Annotated in this window: 15 protein-coding genes; 10 read left to right on the plus strand and 5 right to left on the minus strand. The window is 66.2% G+C overall.

Going from position 1 to position 13,519, the window contains the following annotated elements; translation table 11 throughout:
- Positions 1–254: 254 nt before the first annotated feature.
- Entirely contained in the window at positions 255–1,604 is a 1,350-nt protein-coding gene (locus tag C3E79_RS04210) for an IS256 family transposase (RefSeq protein WP_108403796.1), read from the minus strand.
- A gap of 347 nt (positions 1,605–1,951) precedes the next feature.
- Entirely contained in the window at positions 1,952–2,884 is a 933-nt protein-coding gene (locus C3E79_RS04215; protein WP_108405044.1) for a 2,3,4,5-tetrahydropyridine-2,6-dicarboxylate N-succinyltransferase, read from the minus strand.
- Between the two features lie 21 nt (positions 2,885–2,905).
- Between C3E79_RS04215 and dapE the strand changes: the two genes are divergently transcribed.
- Genes dapE through C3E79_RS04250 form a run of 7 tightly spaced genes read left to right on the plus strand, consistent with a single transcriptional unit; the run spans position 2,906 to position 7,780 of the window.
- A complete protein-coding gene (dapE, locus tag C3E79_RS04220; protein ID WP_108403797.1) occupies positions 2,906–3,997 on the plus strand; it encodes a succinyl-diaminopimelate desuccinylase in 1,092 nt (363 codons plus the stop codon).
- Between the two features lie 42 nt (positions 3,998–4,039).
- Positions 4,040–4,840, plus strand: a complete 801-nt coding sequence (locus tag C3E79_RS04225; protein WP_244280438.1) for an LOG family protein — start codon at positions 4,040–4,042, stop codon at positions 4,838–4,840.
- Between the two features lie 27 nt (positions 4,841–4,867).
- Positions 4,868–5,680, plus strand: a complete 813-nt coding sequence (gene folP / locus C3E79_RS04230; RefSeq protein WP_108405047.1) for a dihydropteroate synthase — start codon at positions 4,868–4,870, stop codon at positions 5,678–5,680.
- Positions 5,677–6,426, plus strand: a complete 750-nt coding sequence (locus C3E79_RS04235; RefSeq protein ID WP_235840697.1) for a glucosyl-3-phosphoglycerate synthase — start codon at positions 5,677–5,679, stop codon at positions 6,424–6,426. The genes folP and C3E79_RS04235 overlap by 4 nt, the downstream gene beginning before the upstream one ends.
- A 3-nt stretch (positions 6,427–6,429) precedes the next feature.
- Positions 6,430–6,738, plus strand: coding sequence for a cell division protein DivIVA (locus C3E79_RS04240; protein ID WP_108403798.1), 309 nt, complete (start codon positions 6,430–6,432; stop codon positions 6,736–6,738).
- 5 nt (positions 6,739–6,743) lie between these two features.
- Complete coding sequence (locus C3E79_RS04245) at positions 6,744–6,914, plus strand: DUF3117 domain-containing protein (protein ID WP_108403799.1); 171 nt, start codon at positions 6,744–6,746, stop codon at positions 6,912–6,914.
- Between the two features lie 8 nt (positions 6,915–6,922).
- Positions 6,923–7,780 carry a methyltransferase domain-containing protein gene (locus C3E79_RS04250; protein ID WP_108403800.1) on the plus strand — a complete coding sequence of 286 codons (858 nt, stop codon included), beginning with the start codon at positions 6,923–6,925 and terminating at the stop codon, positions 7,778–7,780.
- Here C3E79_RS04250 and C3E79_RS04255 read toward each other — a convergent pair.
- Positions 7,777–9,180 (minus strand): GH32 C-terminal domain-containing protein, encoded by a 1,404-nt coding sequence (locus C3E79_RS04255; protein ID WP_108403801.1) that lies wholly within the window; start codon positions 9,178–9,180, stop codon positions 7,777–7,779. The genes C3E79_RS04250 and C3E79_RS04255 overlap by 4 nt on opposite strands.
- 14 nt (positions 9,181–9,194) lie before the next feature.
- On the minus strand, positions 9,195–10,355 hold the full coding sequence (gene glgA, locus C3E79_RS04260) for a glycogen synthase (RefSeq protein WP_179948317.1): 1,161 nt from the start codon (positions 10,353–10,355) through the stop codon (positions 9,195–9,197).
- Between the two features lie 60 nt (positions 10,356–10,415).
- Here glgA and glgC point away from each other — a divergent pair, with 60 nt between their 5' ends.
- Positions 10,416–11,663, plus strand: coding sequence for a glucose-1-phosphate adenylyltransferase (gene glgC, locus C3E79_RS04265; RefSeq protein ID WP_412778875.1), 1,248 nt, complete (start codon positions 10,416–10,418; stop codon positions 11,661–11,663).
- Here the strand turns inward: glgC and C3E79_RS04270 are convergent, their stop codons facing one another.
- Positions 11,664–12,326 carry an O-methyltransferase gene (locus C3E79_RS04270; RefSeq protein ID WP_235840698.1) on the minus strand — a complete coding sequence of 221 codons (663 nt, stop codon included), beginning with the start codon at positions 12,324–12,326 and terminating at the stop codon, positions 11,664–11,666.
- Between the two features lie 124 nt (positions 12,327–12,450).
- On the opposite strand from C3E79_RS04270, the gene sigE reads away from it, so the two are divergent.
- Together sigE and C3E79_RS04280 are read left to right on the plus strand one after the other, a co-directional pair.
- A complete protein-coding gene (gene sigE, locus C3E79_RS04275) occupies positions 12,451–13,077 on the plus strand; it encodes an RNA polymerase sigma factor SigE (protein ID WP_108403805.1) in 627 nt (208 codons plus the stop codon).
- A 42-nt stretch (positions 13,078–13,119) separates the two neighbouring features.
- Positions 13,120–13,512 (plus strand): anti-sigma factor, encoded by a 393-nt coding sequence (locus C3E79_RS04280; protein WP_108403806.1) that lies wholly within the window; start codon positions 13,120–13,122, stop codon positions 13,510–13,512.
- Positions 13,513–13,519 lie beyond the last annotated feature (7 nt).

Consider the following 13,519-nt stretch of genomic DNA (forward strand, 5'->3'; position numbering starts at 1 on the left):
AGCGGGTGACGCGTGCTTATTCGATGAGCCTGCCGGTGGTAGCTCGGGCCTTGCTACCTACTTTGATGCGGCGTCGGGCACGTGTGTCTTCGATGGTGCAGATCAATCAACCACAACGTCTTCAACGTGGACTCATCGTTGGTGAACTGGTCCCTGTTTCGGGTGGCTTGAGGCAGCTCGTCGTTGAACGACCCGATTGAGTTCGTGGTGTATATCAGAGGGTGTCCGATTCTTTGTGTGCGGGGGGGCTTGGTTTACAAGTAGTCCGCGAATCGGTCGGGGTAAGCCACGGCTAGTTGGTTGATGGCTTGTTTCCACCCGGTGGCTTTCGCTCCTTCAATATAGCCGTTGCATTCGATGGCGCGCTTCGCTTTCTTCGCTCGCTGGGCAGCGCGCTTGTCCTCGATGTTGCAGATCATCAGCCACAGCGTTTTCAGCGCCGCGGTATCGTTCGGAAACTGGCCCCGGTTGCGGGTGGCTTTCCGCAGTTCAGCATTCAGCGATTCGATCGAATTCGTGGTGTAGAGTACCCGCCGTGCCGCAGGCGGGAACTGCAGAAACGGCACGAACCGATCCCACGCATCACGCCAGACCTTCACCGACTGCGGGTACTTCTGGCCAAGCTCAGAGGTTTCGAACGCATCTAAGCTGGCACGGGCGGTATCTTCGTTTGCGGCCGTGTAGATCGCACGTAGCGCGCTGGAGACGGGTTTTCGGTCCTGATAGGACACCCACCGGTTCGCCGCCCGGATCAGGTGCACGATGCAGGTCTGCACCATCGAATGTGGCCAGGTTGCCTCCACGGCTTCCGGTAGGCCTTGAAGACCATCGCAGCAGACGATGAACACGTCTTGGACCCCACGGTTGGCCAGATCTGCGCACACAGATGCCCAAAAGGCGGCACCTTCATTATCAGCAATCCACAAGCCCAGGATGTGCTTGATACCGTCCATGTCGATGCCCACCGCCATGTAGCACGCCTTGTTGACCACGCGGTGGCCATCGCGGATCTTCACGCGTAGCGCATCAAGGAAGATTACTGGGTAGAACTCGTCGAGCTGACGGTTTTGCCAGATCATGACCTCGTCTAAGACTGCATCGGTAATCGTGCTGATCGTATCTGGGCTCATATCCACCCCGAGGGTGGTGGCGAGATGGTGCTGAATATCGCGCACGGTCATCCCACCGGCGTACAGCGAGATGATCATGTCGTCGAGCTCTGTGAGCCGGCGTGAGCCTTTGGGCACCATCTGGGGAGTAAACGTACCGGCACGATCCCTGGGCACGGTCACTTCCAACGCGCCGTACCCAGAATTGACGGTCTTGGTGTACGACCCGTTGCGGTGGTTACTACCCTGTGTTGGTTCAACCTGGGCCTTCATCTTCCGGTCGGAATGACCATAGCCCAAATGGGCATCCATTTCCGCCTGCAGACCAGCGTTAATCGATGCCTGCAACAGACCTTTGACCAGGTCGCTGGCGTCATCGGTGGACGTCGACAACTCGCCAATCAGCTTGGCGAGCTCAGGATTTTCCATCAGCTTCTCGCTGATCTCGTTGACCTTGTCCTGGTCATGGTTTTTCTTCGTTGTCACCGTTGTCATTATCGGTGAAACTCCTTCTGGATCAGAGCCTCACACACAAATTTCCTGACACCCTCAATATTGGGGGTGTCACGTTGTTCGTGTGTGGGGCCTCTGTGGAGGTGTGTTGGAGCGGTCGGGGGTAGGAGGCCGCCACGTGGTTGATGGCTTGCTTCCAGCGGGTGACGCGTGCTTATTCGATGAGCCTGCCGCGACGCCACATCGAAGCCCCGCGAGACTGTGACCGCCTGGGCAAATGCAGCCACGATAACCTCAGATATGACGTTTCGGAACCGTAGGGTCACACCGATGCCCTGGCAAGACCCGCACAATCCCGGGGCCCATCGACCGCAGTGAATCGGCAGCACCTACCGGGGCCGCAGCACCGGGCAAGGGGAGTCCGGCTCGTTGGTAATTGCGATGTCGCTAAGTCCGGCGATGGCGCCGGCTGAGATCATGGTGCCGGAGCGTGAATCCATGATCGTGGTTGAAGGCTCGAGCATGACGTTGACTCCGACCTCGCAGCGGTCGCCCAGGTTAACTCCGATGACGCCGGCGGAGGGGTGGAGCTTGCACTCCCGGCCGAGGCGCAGGGGAGTGCGGTTGCGGCGCTCGGCACGGGTGGCCATGACGGTGGTGGAAAGCCCGATGTCGCAGCCCTCGCCGATGACGACGGAGGAGGATAGCCGCCCTTCGATGCGCGCAGGCCCAAGGGAACCGGAGTTGAACGAGACGTAGCCCTCGCGCATCACAGAGGTGCCCGGTGCGAGGTAGGCGCCCAGGCGCACGCGCTCGGCTTCGGCGATGGAGACACCGGTGGGAACGACGTAGTCGACCATGCGGGGCAGGCGCTCGATGCCGTAGACGTGGATCTGGCCGCGGGAGCGCAGGTTTGTGCGCACGTTTTCGAAATTGTCCGCCAGGCACGGGCCCTTGTTCGTCCACACCACGTCGACGAGGTGCTCGAGGCAATCGGCCATGTTGAGCTCGAGCGGGCGCACCAGGCGGTGGGAGAGGAGGTGGAGGCGGAGGTAGACGTCGTGGGCGTCGATGGCGGGGGCGGAGAGGTCGGCGATGACGGTGCGCACCGGGACGAGTTCGACGAGGCGGTCGCGGTCGGCGCCGACGATCTGGAGGAAGCTGTCGGAGAGGTCGCGGGCGCTGACTCTCTCGGAGCCGGGCGAGGGGGCGTCGCCAAGCGAAGTGCTCTCGACCAGCCGTGGCGAGGGGTACCACGTGTCAAGAACCGTCCCGTCGATGGCGATGTTGGCGATCCCTGTCGCGACTGCTCCAAGCGGCATGGTCCACATCTTAAACGTAGGATGCGTGGGGTGGCTGATCTAAACCTATGTGCGGACCCCGTCGAGCTCACCGCGGCGTTGATTGACATCGAGTCGCCGTCCCACCATGAGCGCCCGCTTGCCGACGCCATCGAGGCCGCCCTGCACACACTCGAGGGCGTGGAGGTCATCCGCACCGGCAACACGGTGGTCGCCCGCACCCACCACGGCCTGGGCCAGCGCGTCGTGCTCGCCGGGCACATCGATACGGTTCCGCTGGCGGGCAACACGCCCCACCGCATCGAGGACGAGACGCTCTACGGTTGCGGTGCTGTGGACATGAAGTCCGGCCTTGCCTGCTACCTCGGTGCGTTCGCCCGCTTGTCCGCGCCGGGTGCGAGCGCGGTCGATTTGACCCTCATTGCCTACGAGTGCGAGGAGGTCGCGATCACCGATAACGGCCTCTACCATCTGGAGCGAGACCACCCCGAGCTGCTCGCTGGTGATATCGCCCTGTTGGGCGAGCCCTCCGGCGCAGTCATCGAGGCCGGTTGCCAGGGCACCATCCGGGTGTTCGTCGAAGCGCGCGGCGTGCGCGCCCACTCCGCGCGCAGCTGGCTCGGCGACAACGCCGCGCACAAGCTCGCCGGGGTGCTCACCCGTGTGGCCAACTATTCCCCACGCCGAGTGACCATCGCGGGGTGCGAATACCGCGAGGGCCTCAACGTTGTGGGCATGGACGGCTTCGTGGCCACCAACACCATCCCCGACGCCGCCCGGCTGACCATTAACTTCCGGTTCGCGCCGGACCGCAGCGTCGAGGACGCAAAGGCGCACCTCGTTGATGTCCTCGCCCTCGAGGAGGGCCTCGAGCTGGTCTTCGATGACGTCGCGCCGGGAGCCATGCCCGGCCTGGACCAGCCCGTGGCCCGTGATCTCGTGCGCGCCGTCGGCGGCGAAGTGCGGGCGAAGTTCGGATGGACGGATGTCTCGAGGTTCTCTACCCTTGGAATTCCGGCCGTGAACTTCGGGCCCGGCGACCCGGGCTATGCCCACAAGGTCGATGAGCAATGCCCGACCGAGCAGATCCGCACCGTGGCGCGGGTGCTTGGCGAGTACCTCGCCGCGAGATAGCACGCGATCCAGCAGTTCAACGACAAGCAAAGAGGCAGATACGTGGCGCCCACCATCACCCCCAAGCCAGAACGAGACCGCAAGCTGCGTGGCCCCATCATGCTGCGTAGCGACGCCCAGCAGCCGACCACGCACGACCAGCGCCTGCTGGAATCTTTGGGCAGCAGCGACCACGATTGGAGGCACGCCGACCCATGGCGGGTCATGCGCATCCAATCCGAGTTCGTCGCAGGCTTCGATGCGCTCTCCGACCTGCCCAAGGCCGTCACCGTCTTCGGCTCCGCGCGGCTCGGTGAGGGCACCCCGGAATACGCCAAGGCGCGCGAGATCGGGGAGGCGCTGGTGTCAGCGGGCTATGCCGTTATCACCGGCGGGGGTCCCGGGCTGATGGAGGGGCCGAACCGGGGCGCGCACGAGGCCGGCGGGCTCTCCGTCGGCTTGGGCATCGAGCTGCCCTTCGAGCAGGGGCTCAACGACTGGGTCGACTTGGGGCTCAACTTCCGCTACTTTTTCGCCCGGAAGACGATGTTTTTGAAGTACTCCCAGGCGTTTATCGCCCTGCCGGGAGGCTTTGGCACCCTCGACGAGGTCTTCGAGGTGCTGTGCATGGTGCAAACCGGCAAGGTGACCAACTTCCCGATCGTGCTCATGGGCACCGATTTCTGGGGCGGGCTCGTGGAATGGATCCGCTCCCAGCAGCTCGCCCGCGGCCTGATCTCCGAGGGCGACGACGAGCTGTTCCTGGTCACCGACTCCGTAAGCGATGCCATCGCGTATATCGTTAAGACCCACAAGATCATGACGGACAACCGGCTCAAGACCCCGGAGAAAGGCGCCGAGTAAGCGGTGTCGGACGACTTGGCCACGGTGATGGCCATTATTAACCGCACGCCCGATTCCTTCTACGACCGCGGCGCGACCTTCGGCATCGAGGCCGCGCTCGCGCGGGCCGAGGACGTCGTGGACGCCGGGGCGGGAATCCTCGATGTGGGCGGGGTGAAGGCCGGGCCGGGATCGACGGTGGGGGTGGCAGAGGAGATCGACCGGGTCGTCCCCCTCATCGAGGCGATCCGTAGGAGGCACGCGAGCATCGGCATCTCGGTGGATACGTGGCGCGCTCCGGTCGCCGACGCCGCTATCGCGGCCGGGGCGGACCTCATCAACGACACGTGGGCTGGCTACGATCCGGAGCTTGTCGAGGTCGCGGCGGCGCACAAGGTCGGCTACGTGTGCTCCCACACCGGCGGGGTAGTGCCGCGGACGAGGCCGCACCGCGTCCACTTCGACGACGTCGTCGCAGAGGTCGTGCGCGATACCGTGGCCTTAGCGGAGAGGGCGGCCTCCCTCGGAGTTCCGGAGGGAAAGGTCTACATCGACCCGGCCCACGATTTTGGCAAGAACACCTTCCACGGCTTGGAGATTTTGCGCCGCGTCGACGAACTGGTGGCCACGGGCTGGCCTGTGCTTATGGCGCTGTCGAACAAGGACTTCGTGGGGGAGACGGTCGGCGCGCCGGTGGGCGGCCGCGTCGCCGGAACGCTCGCCGCTACCGCCTGGGCCGCGGCGCGGGGGGTGGCGGTCTTTCGCGCCCACGAGGTGCGCGAGACCGTCGACGTGATCCGCATGACCGCGGCGATCGCGGGTGGGGCGGCGCCGCTGCAGACGGTGCGGGGGCTGGCGTGAGCGGGGCGTCGATTAGCGTGGTCATCCCGGCCCTCAACGAGGAGGACACCGTCGTCGCCGTGGTCCGCGCCTGCCTCGCCTCGGTCGCCAGCGAGGTCATCGTGCTCGATTCCGACTCGACGGACGAGACGGCGCAGCGCGCAACTGAGGCCGGCGCGAGGGTGGTCAACTGGGCGGAGGCGTGCCCAGAGGTGCCCACCCGGCCGGGCAAGGGTGAGGCGTTGTGGCGCGGGGTGCGGGCCGCGGCCGGCGAGATCGTCGTCTTTGTCGATGCCGACGTCACCACGGCCGAGCCGTGGTGGGTAGGCGCGCTCGCCGCCCCGCTCGCATCGCCTACCGTGCACATGGTCAAGGCCTCCTATCGCCGCGCGATGGGGCGGTCCGACTCCGGCGGCGGAAGGGTCACCGAACTCACGGCGAAGCCGTTGCTACGCCAGCTCTTCCCGGAGCTCGCCGGCATCGATCAGCCGCTTGCGGGGGAATACGCGATCCGCCGCTCGACCGCCCTGCGTCTGCCTTTCGTGGATGGCTACGGGGTGGAGGCGGGGCTGCTGATCGATATCGCCCGCGTCTACGGGCCCGCCGCGATCGCCCAGGCGGAGCTGGGCCTGCGCCGCCACCGCAACCGCCCGCTCGAAGAGCTGGCGCGCACCGCGGACGAGGTCGCGGCGACGATCCTCTCGCGTGCGGGCGTGGGCGCGGCGCGGGTTTCGCAGCGGCCCGCCGAGCCACCCGATAGGATATGACCCATGCTCTCTTGGGTCCTGATCATCCTCGGCATCGCGATTGTGTGCCTGCTCGGCATCATGGGCAGCGCCGAGCTCTTCGGCCGCGGCGAGGCCGCCCCGGAGCTGGCGGAGACCACCGATGTCATCGAGCACAACCGGCGCGCGGTTGCCGCCGGTGATCTCGGTCGGATCCAGCTTGAGGTGGTCCACAGAGGCTACCGGATGGATCAGGTCGACGCCTTAATCGCCCAGCTATCCGGTGAATCTGGCGGTGTCGGGGCCGAAAGGCGCGTAGAGTTGGAGCCACACGCCTGCGTTGACAAGGAGTAATACCCATGGCAGCAATGAAACCGCGCACCGGTAACGGCCCGATGGAGGCCGTGGTCGAGAGCCGCAAGATCGTCATGCGCATCCCCTCGGACGGCGGCGGCCGCCTCGTCGTGGAGCTCAACGCGGAGGAGGCCTCCGAGCTGGGCGCCCTGTTGCTCGAGGCTGCCGGAGAATAGCGCGCCGTATGCTCAAAGACGTTGTTGATGTCCTCGCCGACCCGATCGATGGGTCCGCGCTGCGCGGGGCAGACGATTACTCCCGCTTAGTCTCTGCCTCCGGGCATTCCTTCGATGTGGCCAAGCAGGGCTACGTCACCCTCAGCGCCGGATCGGGGTTGAACCACGAGGGCGATAGCTTGGAGATGGTCACCTCGCGCGAGGTGTTCCTCTCGCAGGGCCACTTTGCCCCGTTCGTCGAGTCGGTCACCGAGCATGTGTGTCACGCCGCCGCGGCGACGGGCGCGGCCGAGCCTGTCATCCTCGAGGTCGGCGCGGGCACCGGATACTACCTCTCCCACACGCTCGATAGCATTGAGTCCTCGCGCGGGGTCGGCATCGACATCTCGGTGCCCGCCGCGAAGCGCCTGGCCAAGTCGCACCCGCGCGTCGGCGCGGTCGTCGCGGATGTGTGGGAGGGCCTCCCGCTTATCGACGCCTCAGTGAGCGCCATCGAGGTCGTTTTCGCCCCGCGCAACCCCGCGGAATTCGCCCGCGTGCTCGTCCCCGGCGGGGAGGTTGTCTGCCTCATCGCCTCCCGCGGACACCTCGACGAGCTGCGTGCCCCGCTGGGGATTCTCGGCGTGGAAGAAGGCAAGCTCGAGCGCATGCTCGAGCAGGCGTCCGGCCACCTCGAACTGGCCGCTGATCCCACGCAGGTCGAGTTCACGATGAGGCTTGATCGCGCGTCAATCGCCGCGCAGGTAGGCATGAGCCCGTCGGCGCACCACGTCGAGCCGTCGACGCTGCGGCAACGGCTTGAGAAGCTGCCGGATTTCATGGACGTGACCGCCCGCGGCACCTTGGTGCGGATGCGTAAGCTCTAAGCGCCGCGGTGCCAGCCGTTGATGACCTGGGCCTGGCCGTGGGTGGTTACCCGGAGCCCGGAGCACCCGCCCTCCGGCCAGAAGCGCGAGGACATGGCCACGACACCACCGCCGGCAAAGACTTCGATGGTCGAGCTGTCGACAACGATGGTGATGTTGTCCTCGTCGTCCTCGCCGACGATCGCTGAGGCCGGTGCCCCGTCGAGGCGGTCGAGACGGACCTCGTCTCCCGAGTGGGTGACCACGGCAGCGACCTCGCCCGCGCCGTCGAGTACCTCAGCGACCACGGCGGAGCCTACGGGGATCTCGCACAGCCCGGTCCACAGGTGGGCCCGCTCCGTCTCCGCGACCGCGTCGGGCAGACCGCGCGGCGGGGTCTGGTAGAGCGCGCCGTTTTGCAGCGTGATGCGCCGCGGCAGCGTCAGGGTCCGCGACCAGCCCTCGGCCTCCCAGTTCGGCTCCGCCGTCGGGTCGCCCCCGCGCCCGACGTCCGTCATGAGGCCGTAGATGTAGGCGTGGCTGAGGCGGTCGCCTTCGGAGATGCTGCCCGGGGAGTAGTTCGTACTGCGGGGGCGGGTGAAGTCGTGGCCGAGGTCGATCCGGCGCGCCTCTTTCGAGACGGTGAAGACGTTGCCCTCGAGCGTGCCCACGATGTAGCCGGTCGTGTCCTTCCCGCGGCGCTCAAGGGTAAACATGAGCACGTCGTAGATGCGGGCATCGACCTCGTCGCGCAGCCTGATGATGCGCGGGGCGACGAGGGCCTCAGCGGCGGGATCGAAGCCGGGGTCGCCGGCGAACGTCAAGGGCCCGCTGAGCGTCCACGCGGTGCCGTCTGTCGAGGAGAGCACGACGGGCACGGGGCGCTCGGGCTCGCCGGTCATGGCGAGCATGAGCCAGCCCGACTGGCCTTTGGTGCGATCACCGGATTCGCGCCAGTCGGGTACGACACAGGGGGAGCGGAAGCGGGTGTAGCCGGCTTCGTTGACAAGCACCGCCCCAAGCCTGCGCACGGCGGGGTCGACCTGGTAGGAATCGTCGACGTCCTCGCACAGCGCGTCGAGATTGGGGGTGCGCGCGATCTGGATGGACATCCCCGCCTCCGTCACGGAGGTGAAGTAGAGGTCCGCGCCCTGCTCGTGCGCGACAACCGAGCCCGCACGCACCGCGATCTCGCCGCCGATGGGTACGACGGTGTCGTTGCACTCGACCCAGTCGAAGGCGTTGCCCTCCGAGCAGCTGTGACCCCAGCGGCTCGGGGCCTCGGGCGTTGCGCGGTATTGGTAGAAGATGTGCCAGACGTCTTTCGCCTGCGCGGCGTCGCCGTCGCGCAGGATGCCCGCGGCGGCGTCGAGGATCCCAGCCTCGGCCGTGACATGTAGTTCTGGTCTATAAACGCTCATCATAGGTCCTTCACTTAGATCAAGCTTCGGTATACATCGACGGTCTGGCGTGCGATCGCGTCCCAGGTGAAGTCCTTGTGCACCCGCGCGAGCCCGGCCTGCCCCATCGCCTGCGTGCGGTCGGAATCGGCGGCCAGAGCGTTGACGGCCTCGGCGAGGCCGCGCTCGAATGCGGCCGGGTCAGCTTCGGAGTAGTCCACCAACACTCCGGTTTCGCCGTCGACGACGACCTCTGGGATGCCGCCGACGCGTGAGGCGACCACGGCTGTGCCGCACGCCATTGCTTCGAGGTTGACGATGCCCAGCGGTTCGTAGATTGAGGGGCAGACGAAGATGTCGGCGGCGGCGTAGACCTCTCGGATCTTCTCCGGCGGCAGCATGTCCTTGATCCAGTGGATTCCCCCGCGCCGACGAGAGAGCTCGTCGACTAGAGTCTGGGTCTCCGCGGCGATCTCAGGGGTATCCGGGGCCCCGGCGCACAAGACCAGCTGGATGCCATCGTCGAAGTGAGCGGCGGCCTTGAGCAGGTGGTTGACGCCCTTTTGCCGCGTGATGCGGCCGACGAAGGCGACAATCGGACGGGATTCGTCCACGCCGAGCCCCGCCGCGATGTCGCCCTTGCCCGGGAACCACTTCTGCGTGTCGACGCCGTTGAGCACGACATGGACCCGGGAGGCGTCTATCCGCGGGTAGGCGCGCAGGATCGCCTCGCGCATCCCTGTGGAGACAGCAATGACAGCATCGGCGTATTCCATGGCGTTTTTCTCGGACCAGGACGACACGTCGTAGCCGCCGCCGAGCTGCTCCCGTTTCCACGGCCGGTCCGGTTCAAGCGAGTGTGCGGTGACCACGTGGGGGATGTCGTAGAGCAGGCCGGTGAGGTGGCCCCCCAGGCCCGCGTACCAGGTATGGGAATGGGCGACGTCAAGGTCGCGTGCGGCGTTCGCGATGCGCAGTCCCGTGGACAGTGTCTTGATCGCGCCGTTTGCCCCCTCGAGCTCGGGGTCGACGCCGTGGACGATCACACCGTCCTCATCGCGCGGCGCACCCATGCAGTGCACGTCGACGTCAACGTCGTCGATTCGGCGCATGAAACGGGTGAGCTCGGTGACGTGCACCCCTGCTCCGCCGTATACCTCCGGCGGGTATTCCCGCGTGAACATTCCCACTTTCATGACTGCCGAGCTTAGTGAGGAAACCGGCAGGCTGCATGGATCCCCGCGTTTGCGTGCATGATGACGCGGGATTCAATAAGCTTAATCACTGTGAAGACACAGCCCCGAGTTCTCGCCATCGTCCTCGCGGGCGGCGAAGGGAAGCGGCTCTTTCCGCTGACTGCCGACCGCGCCAAGCCCGCCGTTCCCTTCGCCGGAAATTACAGGCTCATCGACTTCGTGTTGTCGAACCTGGTCAATGCCGGATACATGCGCATTGCCGTGCTCACCCAGTACAAGTCGCACTCGCTCGACCGCCACGTGGCCACGGCATGGAACGTCTCCGGCCCCACGCCGCAATATATCGCCTCCGTGCCCGCCCAGCAGCGGCGCGGCAAGCGCTGGTTCTCGGGCTCGGCGGACGCGATTGTGCAGTCGCTCAACCTGATCTACGACGACAAGCCGGACTACGTCCTCGTTTTCGGCGCTGACCACGTCTACCGTATGGACCCCTCTCAGATGGTCGAGGACCACATCGCCTCCGGCATGGACGCGACCGTGGCCGGCATCCGCGTGCCGCGCCGTGAGGCGACGGCGTTTGGCTGCATTCAGGCCGATGAGACCGGTGCCATTACGGAATTCCTCGAAAAGCCGGCCGACCCTCCGGGTACACCGGACGACCCGGAGGCCACGTTTGCCTCGATGGGCAACTACGTCTTCTCCACCGAGGCGCTCATCGATGCGCTGCTTGAGGACGAAAAGAACGACGAATCCGCCCACGACATGGGCGGGGATATCATCCCTTATTTCGTGGGCAAGGGCCGCGCCCACGTCTACGACTTTTCGAGCAACGAGGTCCCCGGCGCGACAGAGCGTGACAAGGGCTATTGGCGCGACGTCGGCACCATTGACTCGTTCTACGACGCGCACATGGACCTCATCTCTTCGCACCCGATTTTCAACCTCTACAACAAGGCGTGGCCGATCCACTCCACAGAGGAGGACAATCTACCTCCCGCAAAGTTCGTCCTCGGCGGCATCGCGCAGGAATCGATCGTGGCCTCCGGCTCGATCGTCTCCGGTGCGACGGTGCGCAACTCGGTTGTCTCCACGGACGTGCTCGTGGAGGAGGGCGCGACGGTGGAAGGATCCGTCCTGTTGCCGGGCGTGCGTGTGGGTAAAGGCGCAGTGGTGCGCCGCGCCATTCTCGATAAGAACGTCTACGTCTCCGATGGGGAGATCGTCGGCGTCGACCTCGAGCGCGACCGCGGGCGGTTTACCGTCTCCGACAACGGGGTCGTCGTCGTCGGCAAAAACGAAGTGATCTAGCTAGCGTTTCGTTATCAAGGTCAGCCCGCCGTCGAGCGGCAGGCGGGCGATGGTGGCGGCGCCGCTCTCGGAGAGCTCCTCGGCGGCCGCGTCGGCGGCGCGTGCTGCCTCGGTGGCGCGGTCGCGCCGGGTGGGGTCGGCCACGGTGCCGTCGAGAAGCGAGCCCGCGATGACCACAGTGCCGCCCTGCGCGACGAGCGGCCAGGCGACATCGATGGCCGGGCCGAACTCGACCGGGTCGACGTCGAGATAGACCAGGCGGTAGGACGCGGGGGCGAGTCGCCCCATGACGTCGAGGGGGCGTGCGGTGAGGAAGCGCGCGCGGGAGGCAGGGAAACCGGCCAGCCGGAAGGCCTCGCGCGCGCTGGCTTGGTGCGCGGCCTCCGGATCAATGCAGGTCACCGCGGCTTTTTCTGCAAGACCGTGGAGGATGCTCAGCCCGACGGCCCCGGCTGCCGGGGTGACCGCGACCGCGCCGTGCGTGCCGTGTGCCGCCGACCCGCCCGCGGCGAGGGCGCTGAGGAGCGACAACGTCGCCGCGCTTGGCACGCTCAAGGCGTTTTCTTCAGCGTCGGTGCGCGCGAACTCGACCCCGGCGGCCGCGCCGGGCGCGGGGCGCGAAGAAATGTAGTCGGACATTAAGGTAAAGGCGGAATCACTCACGCCCCTATCTTAGGCCACATCTTAGGCCGCACCGCGCGCCCCGCTCCGGTGCACCTGCTCGGTCTACAGGCATTTAAAAGCCGCATTTCTGGATTTTTCGATAGCGGCGTGAAAACATTGGTGCATGGACCCGCTGCCCGCCCCGGATACCGCCCCCGCCGCCTCCTCGCCAGACGTTCTCGAAGGAACCGCCGCGTTCGACGCGGGCGTGGGCCGGATGCCGAGCTGGGCCGAGCTGGTCGAGGAGCACGCCGATAGCGTCTACCGGCTGGCGTTTCGTCTCTCTGGTAATCAGCACGACGCAGAGGACCTCACCCAGGAGACCTTCATGCGCGTCTTCCGCAGCCTGAAGTCCTACAAGCCGGGAACCTTCGAGGGGTGGCTGCACCGCATCACCACAAACCTCTTCCTCGATATGGTGCGCCACCGCGCGAAGATTCGCATGGAGGCCCTGCCGGAGGACTACGAGCGCGTGCCGGGCACGGATATGACGCCGGAGCAGGCGTATTCCGTCGCTAACCTCGACCCTGCGCTGCAGAAGGCGCTCGATGGCTTAGGCCCGGATTTTCGCGTCGCCGTCGTCCTGTGCGACGTGGTGGGGATGACCTACGAGGAGATCGCGGAGACACTCGGGGTGAAGATGGGCACGGTGCGCTCGCGCATCCACCGCGGCCGCACGCAGCTGCGATTAAGCCTCGAGGAACAGGCGGCGCGCGACGAGAGCGCCCGGGAACTCATCCAAAGCCGGTAGCATGGGGTGAGATCTCAACGCTTGATTGAAGGAGGCCCCGCCATGGCGATTCCCCGCCCGGGAGAGCCGCCGCGGAAGAAGCGTCCGTTTTCTTCCACCGACCACCTCAGCCCCGAAGCCGTCGCCGCGTTCGCAGACTCCGAGCTCTCCCCGACGGCGCTGCACCGCGCCCGAGTGCACATTGTCAAGTGCGAGGAGTGCCGCGGGGCGGTCAGCGAGCAGCGCGCCGCCGCGGAGAGGCTGCGCCACTGCGACGCCGACGGGGAGGTCCGTGCCCCGTTGGCGCTGGTGGAAAGGCTGGCGAAGCTGCCGGCCGAATCTGCCGGGCAGGACATCAGCTATGTCGATCGCCGGGAGCCCTACAGCGTTGCCGAGTTCGTGGGCGGGGCGTACCGGGCGCTGCTCGGGCGCGGTCACGGCGGGACAAAGGGGTAGAGTATAG

Source organism: Corynebacterium liangguodongii (assembly GCF_003070865.1).
Lineage (GTDB): Bacteria > Actinomycetota > Actinomycetes > Mycobacteriales > Mycobacteriaceae > Corynebacterium > Corynebacterium liangguodongii.

Excerpts from the sequence above, each read along its gene's own strand:
- folP (WP_108405047.1), top strand. The coding sequence starts at position 4,868 with ATGGCCATTATTAACCGCACGCCCGATTCCTTCTACGACCGCGGCGCG.
- C3E79_RS04210 (WP_108403796.1), bottom strand. The coding sequence starts at position 1,604 with ATGACAACGGTGACAACGAAGAAAAACCATGACCAGGACAAGGTCAAC.
- C3E79_RS04280 (WP_108403806.1), top strand. The coding sequence starts at position 13,120 with ATGGCGATTCCCCGCCCGGGAGAGCCGCCGCGGAAGAAGCGTCCGTTT.
- glgA (WP_179948317.1), bottom strand. The coding sequence starts at position 10,355 with ATGAAAGTGGGAATGTTCACGCGGGAATACCCGCCGGAGGTATACGGC.
- C3E79_RS04240 (WP_108403798.1), top strand. The coding sequence starts at position 6,430 with ATGCTCTCTTGGGTCCTGATCATCCTCGGCATCGCGATTGTGTGCCTG.
- C3E79_RS04215 (WP_108405044.1), bottom strand. The coding sequence starts at position 2,884 with ATGCCGCTTGGAGCAGTCGCGACAGGGATCGCCAACATCGCCATCGAC.
- C3E79_RS04250 (WP_108403800.1), top strand. The coding sequence starts at position 6,923 with ATGCTCAAAGACGTTGTTGATGTCCTCGCCGACCCGATCGATGGGTCC.
- dapE (WP_108403797.1), top strand. The coding sequence starts at position 2,906 with ATGCGTGGGGTGGCTGATCTAAACCTATGTGCGGACCCCGTCGAGCTC.
- sigE (WP_108403805.1), top strand. The coding sequence starts at position 12,451 with ATGGACCCGCTGCCCGCCCCGGATACCGCCCCCGCCGCCTCCTCGCCA.
- glgC (WP_412778875.1), top strand. The coding sequence starts at position 10,416 with ATGACGCGGGATTCAATAAGCTTAATCACTGTGAAGACACAGCCCCGA.
- C3E79_RS04245 (WP_108403799.1), top strand. The coding sequence starts at position 6,744 with ATGGCAGCAATGAAACCGCGCACCGGTAACGGCCCGATGGAGGCCGTG.
- C3E79_RS04255 (WP_108403801.1), bottom strand. The coding sequence starts at position 9,180 with ATGAGCGTTTATAGACCAGAACTACATGTCACGGCCGAGGCTGGGATC.